The 19745-nt window shown below is 72.3% G+C and carries 18 protein-coding genes and 1 pseudogene; 9 read left to right on the forward strand and 10 right to left on the reverse strand.

Annotated features, from left to right (window positions below; genetic code table 11):
- Together AB0M03_RS20715 and AB0M03_RS20720 are read right to left on the reverse strand one after the other, a co-directional pair.
- The coding region (locus tag AB0M03_RS20715) for a hypothetical protein (RefSeq protein ID WP_363493024.1) at nt 1–185 on the reverse strand (185 nt) is incomplete at its 3' end.
- 102 nt (nt 186–287) lie between these two features.
- Nucleotides 288–986 carry a VanZ family protein gene (locus AB0M03_RS20720; RefSeq protein ID WP_363493025.1) on the reverse strand — a complete coding sequence of 233 codons (699 nt, stop codon included), beginning with the start codon at nt 984–986 and terminating at the stop codon, nt 288–290.
- Between the two features lie 182 nt (nt 987–1168).
- Here AB0M03_RS20720 and AB0M03_RS20725 point away from each other — a divergent pair, with 182 nt between their 5' ends.
- Nucleotides 1169–2419: a globin domain-containing protein gene (locus AB0M03_RS20725; protein ID WP_363493026.1), complete on the forward strand. Its 1251-nt coding sequence runs from the start codon at nt 1169–1171 to the stop codon at nt 2417–2419.
- Nucleotides 2420–2455: 36 nt separating this feature from the next.
- Here the strand turns inward: AB0M03_RS20725 and AB0M03_RS20730 are convergent, their stop codons facing one another.
- Both AB0M03_RS20730 and hemG read right to left on the reverse strand, forming a co-directional pair.
- Complete coding sequence (locus AB0M03_RS20730; protein WP_363493027.1) at nt 2456–3412, reverse strand: acyl-ACP desaturase; 957 nt, start codon at nt 3410–3412, stop codon at nt 2456–2458.
- Between the two features lie 160 nt (nt 3413–3572).
- Nucleotides 3573–4982: a protoporphyrinogen oxidase gene (hemG, locus tag AB0M03_RS20735; protein WP_363493028.1), complete on the reverse strand. Its 1410-nt coding sequence runs from the start codon at nt 4980–4982 to the stop codon at nt 3573–3575.
- A gap of 299 nt (nt 4983–5281) precedes the next feature.
- Between hemG and AB0M03_RS20740 the strand changes: the two genes are divergently transcribed.
- On the forward strand, nt 5282–6370 hold the full coding sequence (locus AB0M03_RS20740; RefSeq protein ID WP_363493088.1) for a PP2C family protein-serine/threonine phosphatase: 1089 nt from the start codon (nt 5282–5284) through the stop codon (nt 6368–6370).
- 61 nt (nt 6371–6431) lie between these two features.
- Here AB0M03_RS20740 and AB0M03_RS20745 read toward each other — a convergent pair whose 3' ends face one another.
- Together AB0M03_RS20745 and AB0M03_RS20750 are read right to left on the reverse strand one after the other, a co-directional pair.
- A complete protein-coding gene (locus tag AB0M03_RS20745) occupies nt 6432–7349 on the reverse strand; it encodes a hypothetical protein (RefSeq protein ID WP_363493029.1) in 918 nt (305 codons plus the stop codon).
- Between the two features lie 89 nt (nt 7350–7438).
- A complete protein-coding gene (locus AB0M03_RS20750) occupies nt 7439–7867 on the reverse strand; it encodes a hypothetical protein (protein ID WP_363493030.1) in 429 nt (142 codons plus the stop codon).
- A 338-nt stretch (nt 7868–8205) separates the two neighbouring features.
- On the opposite strand from AB0M03_RS20750, the gene AB0M03_RS20755 reads away from it, so the two are divergent.
- Nucleotides 8206–8676 carry a hypothetical protein gene (locus tag AB0M03_RS20755; protein WP_363493031.1) on the forward strand — a complete coding sequence of 157 codons (471 nt, stop codon included), beginning with the start codon at nt 8206–8208 and terminating at the stop codon, nt 8674–8676.
- Between the two features lie 352 nt (nt 8677–9028).
- On the opposite strand, the gene AB0M03_RS20760 is transcribed toward AB0M03_RS20755, so the two are convergent.
- Nucleotides 9029–11071, reverse strand: coding sequence for a heavy metal translocating P-type ATPase (locus AB0M03_RS20760; protein ID WP_363493032.1), 2043 nt, complete (start codon nt 11069–11071; stop codon nt 9029–9031).
- On the opposite strand from AB0M03_RS20760, the gene AB0M03_RS20765 reads away from it, so the two are divergent.
- Both AB0M03_RS20765 and AB0M03_RS20770 read left to right on the forward strand, forming a co-directional pair.
- On the forward strand, nt 11021–11332 hold the full coding sequence (locus AB0M03_RS20765) for an SHOCT domain-containing protein (protein ID WP_363493033.1): 312 nt from the start codon (nt 11021–11023) through the stop codon (nt 11330–11332). The genes AB0M03_RS20760 and AB0M03_RS20765 overlap by 51 nt on opposite strands.
- Nucleotides 11333–11508: 176 nt before the next feature.
- On the forward strand, nt 11509–11826 hold the full coding sequence (locus AB0M03_RS20770) for a hypothetical protein (RefSeq protein ID WP_363493034.1): 318 nt from the start codon (nt 11509–11511) through the stop codon (nt 11824–11826).
- Between the two features lie 125 nt (nt 11827–11951).
- Here the strand turns inward: AB0M03_RS20770 and AB0M03_RS20775 are convergent, their stop codons facing one another.
- Nucleotides 11952–12974, reverse strand: a complete 1023-nt coding sequence (locus AB0M03_RS20775; RefSeq protein WP_363493035.1) for a hypothetical protein — start codon at nt 12972–12974, stop codon at nt 11952–11954.
- A 1605-nt stretch (nt 12975–14579) separates the two neighbouring features.
- Between AB0M03_RS20775 and AB0M03_RS20780 the strand changes: the two genes are divergently transcribed.
- From AB0M03_RS20780 to AB0M03_RS20795, 4 genes and pseudogenes are all read left to right on the forward strand, one after another.
- On the forward strand, nt 14580–14906 hold the full coding sequence (locus AB0M03_RS20780; protein WP_363493036.1) for a hypothetical protein: 327 nt from the start codon (nt 14580–14582) through the stop codon (nt 14904–14906).
- A 215-nt stretch (nt 14907–15121) separates the two neighbouring features.
- Nucleotides 15122–15859 (forward strand): hypothetical protein, encoded by a 738-nt coding sequence (locus tag AB0M03_RS20785; protein WP_363493037.1) that lies wholly within the window; start codon nt 15122–15124, stop codon nt 15857–15859.
- Between the two features lie 197 nt (nt 15860–16056).
- Complete coding sequence (locus AB0M03_RS20790; RefSeq protein ID WP_363493038.1) at nt 16057–16782, forward strand: hypothetical protein; 726 nt, start codon at nt 16057–16059, stop codon at nt 16780–16782.
- A 107-nt stretch (nt 16783–16889) separates the two neighbouring features.
- Nucleotides 16890–17251: pseudogene (locus AB0M03_RS20795) on the forward strand (IS5/IS1182 family transposase); the annotation flags it as partial.
- A 104-nt stretch (nt 17252–17355) separates the two neighbouring features.
- On the opposite strand, the gene AB0M03_RS20800 reads toward AB0M03_RS20795, so the two are convergent.
- Together AB0M03_RS20800 and AB0M03_RS20805 are read right to left on the reverse strand one after the other, a co-directional pair.
- Complete coding sequence (locus AB0M03_RS20800) at nt 17356–17988, reverse strand: class I SAM-dependent methyltransferase (protein ID WP_363493039.1); 633 nt, start codon at nt 17986–17988, stop codon at nt 17356–17358.
- A gap of 599 nt (nt 17989–18587) precedes the next feature.
- Nucleotides 18588–19553, reverse strand: a complete 966-nt coding sequence (locus tag AB0M03_RS20805) for a hypothetical protein (protein WP_363493040.1) — start codon at nt 19551–19553, stop codon at nt 18588–18590.
- Between the last annotated feature and the right edge of the window lie 192 nt (nt 19554–19745).

Below are 19745 nucleotides of genomic sequence, written 5' to 3' on the forward strand. Positions count from 1 at the left end.
GAGAAGTAGTCCAGGCCGGTCAGGCACATCACCCGCCACCAGCGCTGCCCGTGCTCCTCCTTGACCTCCGCGTGCGGGCCGGGGTGCTGCTTGGCGGTCTCCGCCATGCCCTCGAGCAGCCACGCCCGGAAGCGCTGCCGTCGCGACGGCGCCGCACCCTGACCTGCAGGAGCCGAGGAGACCACCGTTGCACTCCCGTCAGCACGTGGCAGCCGGGCCGGACCGGCGGCGGACCTCGCCAGCGTAGGCGACCCACGCCCGCACCCCCGGTAGGCCGAGCCGCACACTCACCCGGCCGCCGCCCCGTCACCCGCCCCGGCCGTGACACGCCACGAGCGGCGCGACGCCGGCGCTGCGAGAGCGGCACCGGCCGCGTTGAGCAGCACGTCGTCCACCGAGGACACCCGGTCCAGCCACAGGAAGTACTGCGCGGTCTCGACCAGGACGGAGCAGCCCGCGGCGAGCGCCAGGATCCGCGGCAGTGACGCCAGCGCCGCGAACCGCAGCGGAGCCAGGTACCCCAGTGCCGCGAACACCAGCAGGTTGCCGACGATCTGGACGGTTGCCGTCGCCGGGCTGCCTGCGAGGATCGTGAGCAGGTCCCGCAGCGGCACCGGGTTCACCCGCCTGGGGGCGGCGCCGGCCCCGCCGCCCGGCAGCATGATCATCCATATCCACGGCACCGTCCCGTACACGATGCCGACCTCGGCCAGCGACTTGCGCCACGCCCACGCAGGCGTGGTGCCGGACGCTCTCCGACGGTGCGCCAGCATCCACACCGTCAGCGCGGCCACCGGCAGTGCCGCCACCGTGAGGAGAACCACGCCGCTGATCGTGCCGACCCACTCGTGCCACCCCCCGCCGTGGTGGCGCAGCGACCGCTGCAGGACGAAGGCGGCGGCCGCTGCGCCCGGGACCGCCAGAGCGACGAACACGGCCCTGCGTGCGCGACGGGCCGGTGCTGACAGTGCTGCGGTGCGGCTCATGGCTCCACTGGCGACTGAAGAGTGCTGTGACGACTACTCACCGGACGCCGCAACACGGGCACCGGTTCCCGGTGTGGTTCGGGAGGGGCGGCAGGAGTGTGTCGTACAGGGCCGTACGGCCCCTTGTTTTCAGCCGAACAGTCCATGATCACAAGTGAGTTGGCGCTGGTTAGGCTTCACGCATGGAGATCACGAGCCGCACTGAGTACGACAGCCTGCTGGCCCGGCACGACGCGATGCGCCTTCGGCGGCAGATCCTCGCACCGGCCGTGTCGACCCCGACCCTGCCGCCGGCGCAACGGGCCGGATACGGCCACGATGCCCGCGCGGACCAGGAGATGATCCTGCGCCATCTCGACGCGGTCACCCCGTTCGACCTTCTCATCGAGCACCTCTACGACTTCATGTTCCTGCGCAGGCCGTACCTCCGGCGCCTGTTCCCCGAGTCCATGGAGTTCCAGCGCGAGCACCTCGGCCGGATGTTCCGGTACCTGATCGACAACCTGCACCGTCCGGACCACATGTCCGCGGTGCTGCAGCAGTTGGGCAGGGACCACCGGAAGCTCGGCGTCTGGCCGGCGCACTACGACGCGTTCGAGGAAGCCCTGTGCAGCGCGCTGCGGAGCCTGGCCGGGCGGGCGTGGAGCGCCGACGCCGAGGGCGCATGGCTGCGGATGCTGCGGTTCGCGGTCGGCGAGATGGTCGCTGCCGCGGAGTCGGCACTCACCGAGCCCCCGTACTGGCTCGGCGTGGTGACCGCCCACCAGCCGTGCGGGCCCGATGTCGCGGTCCTGCAGGTGCGGACGGGCGAGCCCTACCCGTACCGGGCCGGCCAGTACGCCACGGTGGAGTCCGCCCTGCTGCCGCACACCTGGCGGCCGTACTCGATCGCCTGTGCCCCCCGCGCGGACAATGTCCTGGAGTTCCACGTACGGCGTTCGGGGACGGGCGGGGTGAGCGCCGCGCTGGTGGACGGCACGGCGGTCGGTGACACGCTGCGGCTCGGGCCGCCGCGGGGGGCGATGACGGTGGACGTGGACGACGATCCCCGCGATCTGCTGCTGGTCGCCCACGGCACCGGGCTGGCCCCGATGAAGGCACTGGTCGAGGACCTGTCGGAGCGGCGGGTGCGGGGACAGCGGGTGCACCTGCTGGTCGGGGCCCGCGACCGCGCCGATCTCTACGGCTGGGACGCCCTGGTGGACCTGGGTGTGCGCCGCCCGTGGCTGGAGCTGGTCCCGGTCCTCGGGCACGAGGCACGGCCCGGCGGTGCCCTGTGCGCGGCCCTGGCGGGCTCCGACTGGTCCGGGCACCTCGCCTTCGTCGGCGGCCCGCCTGCCGTGGTCGAGACGGTGCAGGGCCACCTGTTCGCAGCCGGCGTGCCGGGGGACCGGATCCGCCACGACCCGCTGCCGGCCGCCGGTCGCGGCTGACAGCGGCCCGCCCGGCCCGCCCGGCGGCCGCGGGTGTCAGCTTCGGGCCGCGCCCCGGCGGGCGAGGATCGCGGCCTGCCGCTCGTCGAACCGGGCCGCCTGGGCGGTCAGGCCGTCGAGGTACTCGCCCAGGTGCTGCTGGGCCTCGAGCCCGTCCGGGCCGAGCCCGCCGAGCTCCGTGATCCCCAGGTGGCGCAGCACCGGCTGGAGGACGTCGTCGTGGTGGACGCGCAGGTTGTAGACGCCGCCGAGCGCGATCCGGACGGCGGCGCGTTCGAAGCCGGGCATGCCGTGTCCGGGCATCCGGAAGTTCGTCACGACCTCGTCGACGGCCTGCATCGCCTGGTCCGGGGCGAGTTCGAACGCGGCCTTGAGCAGGTTGCGGTAGAAGATCATGTGCAGGTTCTCGTCGTTGGCGACCTGGGCCAGCATCCGGTCGCACACGGGGTCGCCGGAGCTGCGGCCGGTGTTGCGGTGCGAGATGCGGGTGGCGAGCTCCTGGAAGGCGACGTAGGCGACCGTGTGCAACGGGGAGTGCCGGTTGTCGGAGACGAAGCCGTTGCTCATGTGCGACATCCGGGCGCGTTCCAGCTCGGCCGGGTCGACCGCGCGGGACGCGAGGAGGTAGTCGCGCAGCACGATGGAGTGGCGTGCCTCCTCGGCGGTCCACTGGTGCACCCAGGTGCCCCAGGCGCCGTCACGGCCGAAGAGGGTGGCGATCTCGTGGTGGTAGCTGGGCAGGTTGTCCTCGGTGAGCAGGTTGACCACGAGCGAGACCCGGGCGACCTCGGTGAGCGGCGACTGCCCGACCGCCCAGGGCTCCCCGCCGAGCGGTCCGTCGAAGTCCCGGCCCCGGCTCCAGGGCACGTACTCGTGGGGCATCCATTCCTTGAACACGCGCAGATGGCGGTTCAGTTCGCGCTCGACGACCTCCTCCAGGTCGTGCAGCAGGCGGGTGTCGGTCAGCCGGGGACGGGCGGGGGTGATGCTCACGTGTGCCAACTTCCTGGACGTACCAAAGAACCTACGGTTGCGTAGGTAGCGCCACCGTAGGTTTGCCGGACGGCCGCTGTCTGGGGTCGTTCGGCCCTGCCGTCGGCCTTCGGGCCGGCCCCGGGAGAGGCCGGCCCACCGGGGCTGCGCCCCGTGCCGGTCAGCCGGCCGGGACGGTGAGTGCGGCCAGGGTCTCCTCGGCGGCGCGCTGCGCGCCGGCGATGCAGGAGGGGATGCCGATGCCGTCGTAGAGGGCGCCGCAGACCGCGATTCCGGGCAGGTCGGCGATCGAGCGGCGGATGCGCTCGATCCTGGCCGGGTGGCCGACGGTGTACCGAGGCAGTCCGTCGATCCACCGGGTGACCTCCCCGGCGACGGGCTTCGCGGTGAGGCCGGTCGCGTCCGAGAGGTCGCGGAGCGAGCCCGCGACGAGGTCGGCGTCGTCGCGGTGGAGCTGCCCGTCACCGATCGAGGTCCGCAGGACGAACAGGTCGGGGGCCGCGTCCGAGATCCAGCGCCACTTGTTGCCGGAGAAGGTGGCGGTCTTGACGGTGCGCCCGTCCACGGGCGGGACGAGGAAGCCGGAACCCGCCGGCGGCGCCGTGAGGTCGGCGCGGCTGAACGCCATGGTCACCAGGGCTGTCGAGGCGTACTCGACCCGGGACAGTTCGGCCGCCGCACCCGGCGCGTGCGGCGCGAGCAGGGTGGCCGCCGCGCGGGCCGGCGTGGCGAGCACCACGGCGTCGGCTGCCAGCACCCGGTCGTCGGTGCGGACCTCCCACCCGGCGGCGCTACGGGCGAGGCCGCGTGCGGGCCGGTTGACGAGGAAGCTGCCACCGGCGGCGCGGACCTTGCAGGCGACCGCGTCGGAGAGCAGCCCGACGCCGCCGTCGATGCCCATGAAGAGCGGCCCCGCGGACCGGCCCGTCCGGGCGGCGCCCGCGCGCTGGAGCTCCCCGACCGCCTCCAGCAGGGACGCGTGCTTCCTGGCCGCTTCGAGGAGCTGCGGCAGAACGGCACCCATCGAGACGCGGTCGGCGCCACCGGCGTACAGGCCGAGCAGGGGTTCGACCAGCCGGTCGACCACCTCGCGGCCGAAGCGCTGCGCCACGTGGCTGCCGATCGCGATGTCGTCGCCGATCGCGGTCGGTGGCAGGACCAGGTCCTCGGCGGCCCGGGCGAGGCCTGCGGCGGAGAGCACGCCGGAGGCGGCCAGTGCTTCGAGGTCGCCCGGCACGCCCATCAGGTGGCCGGCGGGCATCTGCCGCAGCTCCCCGCGGCTCCACAGTGATGTGGCCGTGGTGGCGGCGGGCTGCAACCGGTCGGCGAGGCCGACCGCCCGGGCCAGCTGGACCGCTTCCGGCTGCCGTGCGAACAGCGCCTCCGCGCCCAGGTCGGTCGGCGCTCCCGCGATCTCGCCCGCCCGGAGCTTGCCGCCCACCCGGCCGTCCGCCTCCAGTACCGTCACCCGCAGGCCCGCGCCGGTCAGCCGGAGGGCGGCGGTGAGTCCGGCGATTCCGCCACCGATGACGACGGCATGGCCCGAACGACGTGTGCTCGTTGTGTTCATGGCCGCCACCCTCCGGCGGCCGCCCTCACCCCGGCCAGGGCCGATCGACCCTGAGCGGCCGGACGGGGGCCGGAGGGCCCTACTGACACCGCGCGCAGTGGGCGGACTGCCGGGCGAACGCCGTTTCCGCTCGCGCCGCCGACTCGCCGTGCGGAGCCGACACGTCGAAGTCGACCGGCAGCGGGTGACGACCGCGTGACGGCGGGAGCAGGTATGCAGGAGGTATGGCATCTCGGTGGCGATTGGACCTGCGGTGGCCGCGGCAACAGGGCCGCACGCTGATCATCATCCCCTTGGCGATGATCGTGGTCATCTCCGTCGTGGACATGCTGGCGCCGTCGGAGGTGCACCTCGGGCCGCTCCTGGTCGCCGCCCCGGCGATCACCGCCTCCTTCGCCGGCCCGTGGACGACCGCCGCCGTCGGTGCGGCGGCCATCCTGGCCCAGGGGATCGTCGCAGCCGTGCGGACCACACTGGTCGACCTCAACCACTCCGTCCAGATCGCCGCCCTGGCGTTGATCTCCCTGCTCCTCGCCCTCTTCGCCCATCTGCGCGAGCAGCACGAGAAGGAGATGACACAGCTGCGTTCGGTGGCCGAAGCCGCGCAGGCGGTGCTCCAACGGCCCATCCCGGCCCGGATGGGCCCGCTGCGGATCGCGTCGGTCTACCTCGCGGCGGAGGCCGAGGCCCAGATCGGCGGCGACCTGTACGCGGCCGTGCGCACCCGGCAGGGGAGCCGGTTCCTGGTCGGCGACGTCCGGGGCAAGGGCCTCGAAGCGATCGGGGAGGCCTCCTTGGTGCTCGGCGCCTTCCGGACCGCGGCGTACCGGCAGTCCGACCTGCCCCTGCTGGTCACCCATCTGGAGAAAGCGGTCTTCGGAGACACGGACGATCCCGGTGACCCGGCAGACGAGACCGTCGACGCCGACGGCAACGAGTCGTTCATCACCGCAGTCGTTCTCGACGTTCCCGACACCGAACCGGTCATCCACCTCGCGGACTGCGGGCACCCGCCCCCGCTGCTGCTCCGCGCCGGCGAAGTGACGCCGCTCGACGTCAGCCTGCCCGCCCCGCCGCTGGGCCTCACCGAACTGGTCGAGCCCGGTGTCCAGGTCGAGACCTTCGCCTTCGAGGAGGGTGACATCGTGCTGCTGTACACGGACGGTGTCATCGAGGCCCGCGACGAATCGGGAGCCTTCTACCCGCTCACCGATCGCCTGACCTCATGGCCGCCCGGCGACCCCCACACCCTCCTGCGCCGGCTCTGCCAGGACCTCCTCGCCCACGTGGGCGGGCGGCTGGGCGACGATGCGGCGATGGTCGCCATCAAGCGCGACACCGGGGCCGCGGCCGACGGATTTCCGCAACCGATCTCCCCTGCTCCGTAGGGTCACCGCGGAGTGCCGGAGAGGTCCGGGTGCCGCGGTGGCGGCACCCGGACCTTGCTGCTCAGCCGACCTTGAGGGTGACGGCGGCGGTGTGGAGCCGGTCGGCGGTCTGGAACTGGAGGAACAGGCGCCAGTTGCCGGGCTGGGGGAACTCGGCGTGGAAGGCGAGATCGGGGCCTCCCCGGCCGCCGTTCTTCGCCTCGCTCTCGGGGTGGAGGTGGGCGAAGGCCATGTCGCCCTCGTGGAAGGCGGTGAGGTGGGCGTAGGTGTCGAGGTAGGGCTGGAGGTCGGTGACCGGCTTGCCGTCCTTGGTGACGGTGACCGTCATCGGGTGGGCCATGTTGGCCATGGGGGTGCCCTGGAGGGTGACGGTGTAGCCGTCGACCTGGGCGGTGGTGGATGCGGGCGGCAGCGCTGCCGGCTCCGCCTTGCCGTCGACGTTCACGGTGCGCGAGAGGATCAGGGCGGTGCCCTTGCCGTCCCCGCTGTCGGGGGTGAAGGAGGCGTAGGTGCGCCAGGAGCCGGGGGTGAGCGCGTCGAGCTGGGCGGTCCAGGTGCCGTCGGCGGCCATGGTGGGGTGCAGGTGCTGGAAGCCGGTGAGGTCGGAGCGGATGGCGTAGAAGTGCATCTGCTTGGTCTGCTCGACGGCGAAGGCGGTGACCGGCTTGCCGTCGGGGCCGGTGATGCTGAAGCGGTAGTCGGTCTGCTGCCCGGCGGACAGCGCGGCGGCCGCGGTGAGGCGGTAGCCGGCGCGGTTGTCGGCCGGTGCGCCGGCGCCCTCGGCACCGGGCATGCCGTGGTCCATGCCGGGCATGGCGTGGCCGTCGGTGGCGGAGGGGCTCGCCGAGGCGGCGTGGCCGTGGTTCATGCCCTCCATGTCGTGGTCCATGCCGGACGAGCTGCAGGCGGCCAGGGCGGTGGTGAGGAGTGCGGCGCCCGCGAGGGCGACGGCGCGGCGGGGCAGACGGGAAGTGCGCATCGGAAAGTCTTTCGGAAGGGCGCGCCGAGGGCGCGGCTGTGAACGGGGCCTGCGGATCGGTCCCTGCGTGCGGGATCGACCGGGCCCTGTCACGTCCGCGCGACACACACCTGGAGAAGAAGGGGACGGCCCCCGCCCGGAGGGCCGCGTCGGCGCAGCCCGGCGGCTCCCGCCGCGCACGCAAGAGCGCCCGTGCCCGCGAGCAGCACCAGGGCCAGGACGGCCACCTGCGGCGGAGCTGCCAGAGTGACGCGGCCGTGGGCCGGTGTCGAGAGGCAGGCCGCACCGCTGTGCGTGGTGGCCCGGGTCGGTGCTGCGCTCGGCCGGCGGTCGACGGTGGCGGCACCGGCGGCGTGTGCCTGGTGCGGGGAGGCCATGCCGGGGGCCGCGACGGCGTGGGTCATGCCGTTGTGGCAGCCGCCGGCCGCCACGGGCGCGCCGTGCATGAGGAACAGTCCGAGCAGCAGGGTGCACACCGCGAGGAGCCTGGCCGTGGCCGGGCGCGGGGTGGTGTGCATCGGGTTCCTCCGGATTCCTGTCCGGGAAGGTGCGGGAGTCGTGGTCCGACGATACCCCTCCCCCGTACCGCTGTGGGTCCTCGGTACTGCTTTCGAGTGGGCGGTCGACCGGTCGGCGACGGCCCGCGATCAGCCGACGGAGGACTGCGGCCGGCGCTGCCGGTGGCCGCGGCGGGTGAGTCCACGGGGCTTGAAGACCGACGGTGCGGTGACGGTGAGCAGGACCGGAAGGGCGGCCGACGCGTCGAAGGCGAGCCGGGCCTTGAGCTGGTCGGGTTCGGGGCCGCCGGGTGCGGTGGTGGCGAGGGCGGCGGTGGCAGGGGGTTAGGATCACGCCCATGCCCGCCGCCCTCACCCGCCCGCGTCCCGTCGGCTCGCTGCCGACCGGTGCGGGTCGGCGCTGGAGCTGGGTGGCGACGCTGCTGGCGGTCCTCGCGCTGATGCTCTCCCACGGGCTGGAGGGCGAATCGCCCACCGGGCACCTGTCCACCGGCGTCCACGCCACCACCGCACCCGGCGGCCATCACGAGGACGGCCACGACGAGCATGCGCACACGCAGACGTGCGATGCCCCGACCTCGGCACAAGCGGCGGCACCGGTCCCGGTCGACGACGACCACCACAGCCATTCCGGGCACGCATGCCTGGCCGGTGGTCCCACTCAGGCTCCGTCGCTGCCCGGCCTGTGGCCCGTGCCGACCGTCGCGGCGGTGCTGCCAGCGCCCGCCGCACCGGCAGTCGAGTCCGCGCACCGCACCGTGGGCGGCGGACAGGACCGCCTGGCCGGCATCCAGGTCCTACGGGTCTAGAGGATCTCGCGCCCGAAGCACCCTGCCGGACGGCTGCCGTACCCGTGCAACACCCGCGCACGGACGTGCCGTGCCGCCGTGCCCCGCTCCGAGCGCCCCGACGCCCGCCTGCCCACCCGGCACGCGGGCCGCCTCCCACCCGCGCTGACCAAGGGCTTCCCATGACCGTCGCCACCGCGTCCACCGACGACCGCTCCCACCGGCCGACTCCGCCCGGCGGAGGAAGGGCCGCTGCCCGCCGGGCCCGCCCCGAACCGTCCCTGATCGGCCGCTATCTCGGCTACATCGGCTACTTCGTCGGTACCGGCCTGCTCAGCGGGGCGATCGTGCACCACCCCCTCGACCCCGCCCGCTACACGCTGATCGGCGCGGCCGGCGCCGCCCTGTTCCTCACCGCCGCGATCGCCGCCGAGAAGCGGCAACCGGGCCGGCTCACCGCACTGCGGATCGTCGCCGTCGTCGGCACCTCGTTCGGCCTGTCCTTCGGCATCGGCATGCTCAGCGGTGGCATGCAGCACTTCGAGGACTTCCCCGCCCGCGCCGCCGTGCTCATCCCGGCCGGCCTCCTGCTGTCCTTCGTCGCCTTCACCCTCAAGGAGGCCCGCCGCCCGCTGCGCCGGATCTTCGGCCCCATCGGTCTGGTGGTCCTCGTCGTCAGCGCGGGCGGGTACCTGGGCCTGCAGCAGGTCGCGGCCGCGATCCCTGCCGAGTCCGGCGGCCACCACCACGGCACACCCGCCGAAGGCGGCCACGAGGACGGCGCCGACGAGCACGACCACCAGCACGAGGAGGCCCCGGCGTCCCCGGCCACCGATCCGAGTGCAGCACCGGCCGCCACGCCCGCGCCGTCGACCGGAGCCTCCAAGCCCGCGGCACCCTCCGCCTCGCCGAGCGTCCCCCCGCACGGCAGCCCCGGCCACCACCACTGACCGCGCCGCGTCCGCGGTCGGCCTCCGCCTCCGCCCCGCACCGGGCCCTGCCCCGTGTACCGCCCGGGCTCGGCGTCGTACGCGACGGCACAGCCGGAGGAGCAGAAGTACAGCCGGCCGCCGGGCCCCTCACGGGTCCCGGCGGCATCACCGGGGCCGATGGCCATGCCGCACACGGGGTCCGTGACCGTCGTGGGTCCCGCACCGGCCGGCGCCTGCTCGTCACGGCGGTCGTCGGGAACCTCGACCCGTGGTTCGACGGCCGCGGGCATCGCGGCGGGCAGGGGTTCGGGGTGCCAGCGGCGCAACCGGTTGGAGTTGGTGACCACGGACAGCGAGGACAGGGCCATGGCGGCGGCCGCGATGATCGGGCTGAGGCGGACGCCCCAGATCGGGTAGAGGACTCCGGCGGCGACGGGGATGCCGACGGCGTTGTAGACGAGGGCGAAGAACAGGTTCTGGCGGATGTTGCGCATGGTGGCTCGCGAGAGCCGGACGGCGGTGGCCACGCCGGCCAGGGAGCCGGAGATGAGGGTGACGTCGGCGGCCTCGATGGCGACGTCGGTGCCGGTGCCGATCGCGAGGCCCACGTCGGCGGCGAGGGCGGGAGCGTCGTTGATGCCGTCGCCGACCATGCCGACCGTGCGGCCCTCGGCCTGGAGCCGGCGGACCTCGTCGGCCTTGTGCTCGGGCAGCACCTCGGCCAGCACCCGGGAAATGCCGATCTCTGCGGCGATGGCGGCCGCGGTGTGCCGGTTGTCGCCGGTCAGCATCACCGCGTCGACTCCCGTGCCGCGCAGTGCCGCGACCGCCCGGGCGGAGTCCGGTTTGACGGGGTCGGCGACCGCGAGGACGCCGGCCGCCCGTCCGTCGACCGCGGCCAGGACAGGGCTCCTGCCGCGGGCCGACAGCTCGGCCGCGTCCTCCTGCAGGGCCGCCGTGTCGATGCCGACGTCGGCGAGCAGGCGCCTGCTGCCGACCAGGACCGCTCGGCCGTCGACGGTCGCCTGCACGCCCTTGCCGGTGACCGAGTCGAAGGCGGTGGCCTGTGGGAGGTCCGAGCCCCGCTCGCTGGCGCCGGCCACGATCGCCGCGGCCAGTGGGTGCTCGCTGGGTTCCTCCGCGGCGGCGACCGGCCGCAGCAGCTCCGCCTCGTCCAGTCGGCCGGTCGGGCGGACGTCGGTGAGCACGGGTGCTCCGGCGGTGACGGTACCGGTCTTGTCGAGGACGACCGTGTCGATCTCGTGCGCACTCTCCAATGCCTCGGCGGAGCGGATCAGGATGCCTGCCTGCGCGCCCTTGCCGGTGGCCACCATGATGGACAGCGGGGTCGCCAGGCCCAGCGCGCACGGAGGTCCAGTGGACGGCGGACAGGGACCGATAGGCCCATACCCCCTGGGGCGCGGCGCAGCAGCATGGAGGGTGAAGGAGAAGGCCGGGAGGCGATCTCGATGATGTACTGGCACAACGGCGGCATGAGCGGCTGGGGTTGGTTCGGGATGAGCATCAGCATGCTGGTGTTCACCGCGCTGATCGTCTTCGGCGGCGTCCTGCTCTTCAGGGCCCTGGACCGCTCCACCAGCCACCCCGCTCCACCGGCCCCGCCGACCGCCGCCGACCGTCCGTCGGCCGAGCAACTGCTCGCCGAGCGGTTCGCCCGCGGCGAGATCGACGATCAGGAGTACCGCAAGCGGCTCGCCGCCCTGCGCGACACCGCCCACCCATGAGACGACCGCCCGTCCCCCGGTGAGGTGAACAACCATGTGGGGTGCCGTACCGCCCTTGAGGCCGCCGAAGGCCGGTGCGCGGGACTCCTGCTGAACGGCCGCATCGACCGGGCCGCCCACCGGCGACGCATGGCCGCCCGGCGCAGCCCGTATCCCAAGTAGCCAAGGACGTCGCCGTGTTCCTCGTCTGGACCCTGACCGCTCTCCAGGCCGCGACACTGCTCGTGGCGGCCGTTCGCCTCACCCGGCGCCACCGGGAGGACTTCGACCGCTTCCCGCAGACCCTTCGCCGGACCTGGCCGCTGCTGCTCGCCACCGGCCTTCTCCCGCTCGCGGCCCTGCTTCCCGCCCGGGCGCCGACCGGAGCCTGGGGAGTGTGGGGCGTACTCACCATCGCTTCCGCCCTCACGTACGCGCTGGCCGACGCCTACCGCGACATACCTCCGGCGCCCGCGCGGGCGGGCGGGGCGGCAGGTCCTGGGCGGTCACCGTGAACCCGGACGCGGGCACTGTCCCGGTCTCCGGCGGATCGCCCCGGGAGCGATGACCGCGCGTCCCGCCTGCCGCCGCCCCCGGCCGCAGGGTCGGGCCGGGGGCTGCCGTTGTGGGTGCGGGTTGCTCAGAGGGCCTTGCCGTTGACGAACAGCTTGGCCGGGCCGCTGGGGTTCCGCACACCGGCCTCGACGGCACCGTACGTGATCGCGCCCTCGGTGATCGCGCCGTCGGCGATGCTGCCGGGCGTGACGGCGCCGTCGACGACGGCGCCGTCCGTGACGGGGCCGTCGGTGACCGCGCCGGGCGTGATGACGTTGCTGATGGCCGTGATCCTGTCGGCGTTGGAGCTGCGGAGGCAGTCGTCCGGGTTCTCGCCGGGAGCCGCGTCCCAGGCGCCCCAGTCCACACCGGCCACGGGTTCGAACGTGTAGTTGCCGAACCCGTAGTCACCGAACGCGTAGTCGCCGAACGACCAGTCACCGAACGACCAGTCACCGAAGGACCAGTCACCGAACGTGGGGGAGTTCCAGTCGGCGTTTCCGGCCTCGTACGAGGGCTCTCCCTTCCAGCCCTTGAGGATGAAGCCGGTGTACTGGTTGGCCTTGCGGGCATCGACGTCGATGTCGTAGCCGAGGCTGCCGGTGAGGCTGCCGGAGCGGCTGCCGGTCCGGGTGCCCTCGCGGGAGGCGTCCCGGCTGCCCTCGCGGCTGCCGTCGCGCGAGCCGGTCCGGGTGCCGGTGCGCTCGCCGTCGCGCACTCCGTCGCGGTGGAACGTCTTGGTGCCGTTGCCGTTGGTGAACGTGCAGGTCAGATCCTGCGAGACGACCTGGGTGGCCGCCTGGGTGCCGGCCTGCACCGCGGACTGGGCGCCGACCTGGGTGCCGGTCTGCGAACCTGCCTGGGTGGCGGCCTGCGACAGCGACTGGGTCGTCGGCTGCTTGGCGGTGAACGCGAGGCTCTTGGCGTCGACAGCCTTCTGAAGTACCGCGTTGTTGTAGCCGAGGGCGGTCTGGACGTCGCCCTTGCCGACGAAGCCGGTGCCGGTGGCAGGGTCGAAGCCGACCGCCGCCGAGGCGGGGGTGGCACCGAGAGCGATGGCCACCGCGGAGGCCGCGACGCCGCCGGCGAGCTTGCTGCGAATGTGCATGTAATGGATCTTTCGTCGTGTCGTCACTTGTTCGCCATGGCCGGCCGTTGAGGCGCCAGTTCGCCTCTCCTCCGATTCCTGGCCGTGCGGCCGCGACAGGACCCGCGCCGCGCCGCCAATTGGCGCAGAACGCGAAGAGGGAGTAAAGGGCAAGTGCCCTTTCGTGACCATGTTGTGGCGAATGGTCAGTTGGCTTGTCGAGCGTTTCCACGTGGCTCGATGCGGGTAAGCGCGGCAGCTCCGAACCGACGGGCCACAAAGCTGATGCAGCGTCCCATGCCCCTGCCGGCAGGCTGATTGCCGCAGGCCACGTCGTTGCCCGTTGGCACCGGACGGCCTTGGGCGAGTCCAAGGCGACCCGGGCTTTCGGCAATTACGCGAAACCGGCATGGGCACGACTCCCCCAAGTCGACGCCATCGCGCACGGTCGGAACATCGAAGCTCGAACCAATGTGCCATCCATCGGCCGCGCTTGGCATTCCACTTGCTCACACACAGAGCACGCGCAGTATTGTCGAATTTTGCCGTGCACATGAAGGAATCGGGTGGCCATGACGAGTGCCGCATTGTTGATGACAATGGTGGGCCCTGGAAACGGCAGCATGCCCCGCAGCAGCCGGCCGCCGGCGCGGTCACCCCTTCATGGGCGGAACGGACTCAACTACCGCGGCCCGCACTCGGCTCGCCGCTGCGCCTGCACCGCCGACGACGGGGTGAACTCCGGACTTCAGCGCTGCACCGGCGGCGCGAGGCCGGGCAGGTGGCTGTCCGTCCTGCGGGCCGCGCAGGCGAGCATGAGCCTTCCCGCAGCAGTCTCCGGGTGGCGGTCTCTCGTACGGGCAACCCGGTGACGGGAGCGGGCGCATTGCGCGGGCAGCCGCGCCGACGCCGGTGACTGCCTGACGGGCCGGCGGCCCCGGCACCTGAGCAGGCGGTCGCCGAACCCCGGCATTCCGCAGGAGGGCAGCGGAGCGTGACCGGCCGTAGATCGTTGGGGGGCTTGTTCCCGGGGTGCAGCGGCGTAGCGTGGGAGGCAGGAGTGCAGCCCGTGACGAGACCTGGCCCGAGAGGCGAGCCGAGAAGGGCAACCGCCTCCCGGATGCGACGGGAGACCTTGCCCCCGGGCATCCCGGGCCCTCGGACGGGTGCGGGCGTCGCCGATCGCGGTCAGGGGACCACCGTCCGGAACCGTCGCGCTCACCGTCCTGGTGCTGGGCGTCGGGCCGGCCTTCGCGACCAGCCCGCGCTTCCTCTTCGCGTCGAGTCGCAACCCAACGTGAACTTCAAGGAAGCCGGCCTCGGCGACACGGTCACGGCGACGCCGACCTTGACCCCGCCAGCGCGGGTTCCTTCAGTTGCCCGAACGGGCAGCGGCTGATGCTGGCGGACGTGAGCTACACCAACGTGGCGATCATTGACACCACCAACAACGTATCGAGGAGTATCGCCGGTACGTTCTCCAAGACCCTCTTCGACTTCTGAACCGGGAGGACCGTCCCGGGGCGGCCCACCACGGGTGGTGTGCGCGCAGTCGTGGTGCAGGCCGACGACGCCGGAGGGTCCGGGCAGTGCTTGAACGCAGCCAGCCGAAGGTGGGCACAGCTCATGGTGTTCTTCGAACAAGGGAGGGTCTACCGGCATTTCGAGGACGGGAGGCCGTCCGAACTCGGTGTGTTCGTGGTCGCGTGGGTGGGCCGCGCCCCGGCGGGCTTCGAGGTGCCGGAGCAGACGTGCGGCGTGGCGTTCGGCTGGCGACGGACCGTCACGGCGCCCACCGCCGACGCATCGGGGGGAGAACCCGCGGGTGCCTACATGACCTGCGACCCCACCGGCTGGCACGAAGTGACGGACAGTGAGCTCGCCGCCCTGCTGCCCAGCCCCATTCCCGAAGCGGCGTGGCGCCCCCACCCCCGCGGACAGGGGGCGTCCTGACCACCCGGCCGGCGGGCGCACCGGCGCCGGGCCGGCGCCCCGCTCGAGCCGCCCGCCGGCCACGGAGCGTCGGCGGCCGCGGCCGGTCCTCCGGCGGGAGGGGAGGATGGACCGATTCCACACGACTGGCGGACAGTCAGGAAGTGTGCGAACGGCTAGTGTTCGGTGAGGCCGGTCCGGCCGCCTTCTCGTCGCGCCCTCGGATGGGAGAACTCATGTCCGGGACACCTTGCGTCACGCTCCGTACCGTCGTTGACGGGCCGGTCCGCCGACTGGCCGCGGCGCTGTTGGTGCCGGTCCTTGCGGGTTGCGGGGGTGGCGGTGACTCCGGCTCGGGATCGGGCGCCGCGGCCAGCGCGGCGCAGTCGACGGCCGACCTCTACGCGACGCCACCGGCGGAGGGCTCGGGTCAGCAGCCGCAGGAGCAGCGGGTCGAGGGTGGTGGCAACCAGGGCGGTTTCAAGACTGCGGGCCAGGTCTCGGCGAACGCGAGCGGGCAATGGCCCTATGCCCAGATCAGCCTGTCGAGTTCGACGGGGGAGAGCTTCACGGCGACCATCAGCAATGTCCGGGACTGCGCCACCGGCAAGTTCACGTCCCCGGAAACGGAGGAGATCGAAGTGGTGGACGGGAGCAGCCCGCTGACGGCCGACTTCAAGCTGAGCGGCAATCCTCCGCCCAACAGCAACCCGGCCCTCTGTATCAGCGTCACCATCGACGGTGAGACGCGTTCCGTCACCGCCCGGAGCCAGATCGACGTTCCCAGCGAGACTCCGGGTGGCGGGGACCCCGACGATCCCAACGAGAATCCGGGCGGCGAGGACCCGGACGACCCCGGCGGTGAGACCCCGGACAATCCCGATCCGGGCGGCGAGGACCCCGGAAACGAGGACCCCGGCGTTCAGTCGTCCGTCCAGCCCGAACCTGCCCCCGAGCCTGCGAGTCCCCGCTGAGCGCTGACGGCGGGCAGGATCCCGACGACGGCGACAGCTCCGCGGGCACCGAGGCGCAGTCACCGCCACCGCCGGGCCGGTCGTGGAGCAGCTGGGTCGGCCTGCTCGCCTCCTGGATCGCGCCGACGACCTTCATCACGGCCCTGCTGTTCTTCTTCGGCTACGCCTACACCGACTCGCTCTACCACTACTTCGGCGTGGACGCTGCGACCCTTGGCTTCTCCACCCAGGACCTGATGCTGCGCAGTTCGCCCGCACTGTACCTGCCTGCCGGCGTGCTGCTGTGTGTCGGCCTGCTGGCCACCGTCGGCTACCACCTGGCGACCCGGACGATGCACAGCGGCGCGGACGGCCGCCGGACCGTGCGTCGGGCCTGCCGGGTGGTGGCGGCGGCAGTGGTCGTGCCGCTGTTGGCGCTGGGCTTCCTCGCCGGATTCGAGGTGATCGACGGCGGCCCGATGGGCACCCCGCTGTTGATCGGCGGAGCGCTGCTGGTGGTGGTGCTGGCCCGGATGGTGGCCGTCCGAGCGGGCGGTGCGCCGTACCCGCTGGCCGGGGAGCGGGCGGCGCTGGGCATCAGTGTGGCACTGATCGTGCTCTGTTCGTTCTGGGCCGCCGGCGGCTTCGCCCACCGGAAGGGAACGGCCGACGCCCGGTGGCTGGCCGACAACCTCGCCCTGCGTCCGGCGGTGGTGCTCGACACCACGGAACGGCTGTACCTCCAGTGGCCAGGCGTGGAGGAGCGGACGCTGCCGGACGCTGGGGCGGGCCAGCGCTTCCGCTACCGCTACCGCGGCGTGCGGTTGCTGGCACAGGCCAACAACCGGATGTTCCTGATCCCGCGGGACTGGACCTGGGAGGACGGCAACGTGCTGATCCTCCCGGTGGACACCGGCGTACGGATTACGTTCCATCCAGGCTGACCCGCGCAACCAGGCGGAGGACCGGGCCGCAGGAACGGGACGGACACAGGTTCGCCGATCATGGAGTTGCTGACGCTCTGTGAACACCTGGGAGACCTGTACCTACGCTGCCGTCGTGGCTGACCGAACCGCTCTGGGACCAATTCGCCGCTCTGCTGCCTCGGCCACCACGATCCGCAACCGTCGCGACGAGTGGATCGGCCTGGGTATTTTCGCCCGGCTGAAGCGGATCGCGCTGGAGGCCTCCGACCGGATCGCCGGCCTCGTCCTGGACGAGATCGCGGTGGATGGCGCGATCACCAAGGCGCCCGGCAGTGGCGAGGCGGCTGCACGCTCACCCGTCGACCGTGGCGAACAGGGCATGAAGCGTTCCGGGACGGCCGACGGCTACGGCATCCCGCTCGGGCGGGCTCTGGCCGGTGCGAACCGCCACGACTCACATCCACTCGCTCCAACTCTGGATCTTCTGTAGGGCCTTGGGCCGCTGCCGGATGAGATCACCGTGCGCCAGCGGCCGGCCCGCTGCTACGAACACCGCACCACCGTCATCGAAGCAATCCACGTATCACCAGGTCACCCCAGCCTGCGGGCCAGTAGATACGCGCGCTCCGTGTCCGCTTCACCCGGATAGGGTCCTCGTATCAGCGTTGCTTCCACCGCAAATCCGGCAGCAGCAAGACCCGCGCTCACCTCGTCGGGTCGCAGGGCGAAAAAGTCGAGTGCGACCGGACGGTCGAGCCAGGAGTCCAGACGACGAACCTCCTGACCCGCATGGAACGCGGCAAGGAGAAGACCTCCCGGCCGCAGCACCCGGGCGAACTCCGCATAGGCTAGCGGCCGCTCCTCGACCTGGAGATGGATCAGCGAGTAGAACGCCACGACACCGGCCAACTCCCCGTCACCGAGTGGAAGGTCGAGCATCGATCCGACCCGCACGTCCAGCCCGGGGCGACGCGCCCGGGCCACTTCCACCATGCCCGGCGACACGTCCAGCCCCAGGACCGGAACTCTCAGATCGGCCCGGAAGCACGCCACCTGGGCCGGACCGCATCCCACGTCGGCAACGAGGCCCTCGTGCGGGACCTGCTCGGCAAGGGCCGTCAGCATGGCACGGTCCAACGGCTTGGAGGCCAGATCGGCGGTGAAGCCCTGCGCGTACACGTCTGCGACCGCGTCGTAGGAGTCCCGGATGGAGGTGCTGTCCATCCGGCCAGTATCCGACACCCGCCCGGGCACCTGGCCGTCGGCTACGGCCTGGTCAAAGCCGGTGACGCGGGCTGGAGTTCGACCTCCACGCTGGTGCCCCTAGCCGCGCCGGAGCATCGCAGACACTTGCCCTTTGGCCGTACTGCCGCGAACCGCTGTGCGAGGTGGACAGGGTCGAGGGATCTCTCCAGCGGCGGCTCACCGGCCTCTCGGGTAGGTGCCGAAGGACAATCACCGTCCGAAACGAGTGGTGCAGAGGAAAGGGCCACCCCGTCGTGGCCCGACGCCGACGACCCGGCTCCAAGCCAGTTATTAATGAGCCTTCTCGGAGCGGGCGCCCGCCCCGCGAGGAACTCGGCGCCGGGCAAAGGTCGCCGAACCGGGCCCACGCCCGACTTCGCTGTCGCGTTGAATTCGGCCTGGCCACGGTCAAGCGCCGGCGAATCTTCCACCGCACCCGGTGCAGCCCGAACCGGCTGACGTCAGCGGCCAAGGCCGTCCTCACCATCGAGCTGCAACGCTGACAACACTCACCGACCGGGCGCCTACGGCGCAGGACGGGCCGGGGGCGGACCCGTCCTACGCCGTTCGGGCCGGGCTCAGGACTTCGGCAGGGTGTCCACGAAATCGGTGCCGGCGCTGTAGAAGCCGTCCACCGTCTTCTGGACGTCCGCGTAGGAGACGGCCGCGGCGTCCTTGTAGTAGAACCAGTTGATCTTCATGTTCCAGGTGCGCTGTCCGCCGGGGGACGGCAGCAGGTCGATGAACCAGTTGCTGAAGTGGACGTTCATCTTCTCGCGCGGGACGTACTTGCCGGTGCTGGTGAACAGCTCCTTGCCGTCCATGGAGTAGGTGGCCTTCCCGTCCACGGCGGTGACCATCATGATGTGCCAGCCCTCGAGGCGCCGCTTGTGCGGCTTGGTGACCCGGTCCGGCGGATCGGCCTTGAACCAGCTGGTGGTGTCGAGCTGCGGACCCGGCGCGCCCCAGCCGCCGTTCGGCAGGTACTCGTAGTCGAGCTCGCTGTAGTCCGCCGAGTCCTCCGCGGCGGAGATCGGGAAGAAGGTCTGGACGACGTGGTCGCCGTTCTTGCCGCCGGCCGGCTTGTCGCTGAGGTAGACCCGGGCGGCGAAGGTGCCGTTGAAGAGCTTGGCGCCGGTGCTCTGGATCTCGACCTGCTTGGTGCCCTTCTGGGTGCCGTCGGTGGACGCCTGCAGCTGCAGGGTCCGGCCGCCCTGGGCGGTGGTGTCGGCGGGGAAGCTCGCGCCGGCGTCGGACCACGTGTCCTTGATCCCGGGGCCGCCCTCGCCGGTGCGGATCTCCCAGCCGTGGTCGGTGAGCGCGGGGTCGGTGGGACCGGCGTAGTGGAAGCTGTCGAACAGGGTTCCCGGCGGGCCGGTCGGGGTCGGCGAGGCGCTGGTCGCGGACCCGCCCTTCGCCGTCGCGGCGCCGTCGCCGCCACCGGAGGCCGGGCCGCTCGAACAGGCGGTGAGCACGCACAGCAGGGTCGGGAGGGTGAGCACGCTCCACGCGCGGTGACGAGGGATGCGGCGGGGCTGACTCACGCGGGCTCCTTGGGGCGTACCGATCGCACGTGCGCGCCGATCGGATGAGGGGGTCATCCTAACGGGGCGCGCAAGCCCCTCCGGCGCGCCCCCGTCCGGATGCGGAGGGACGGAGTCCGACGCCGACGGTGCGTGCACGCCTACGTTCCGGTACGCGCCGACCGGCATTTCGATCCGATTACAACCCCCTGC

This window comes from Kitasatospora sp. NPDC051914 (genome assembly GCF_040680995.1).
Classification (GTDB): Bacteria; Actinomycetota; Actinomycetes; order Streptomycetales; family Streptomycetaceae; genus Kitasatospora.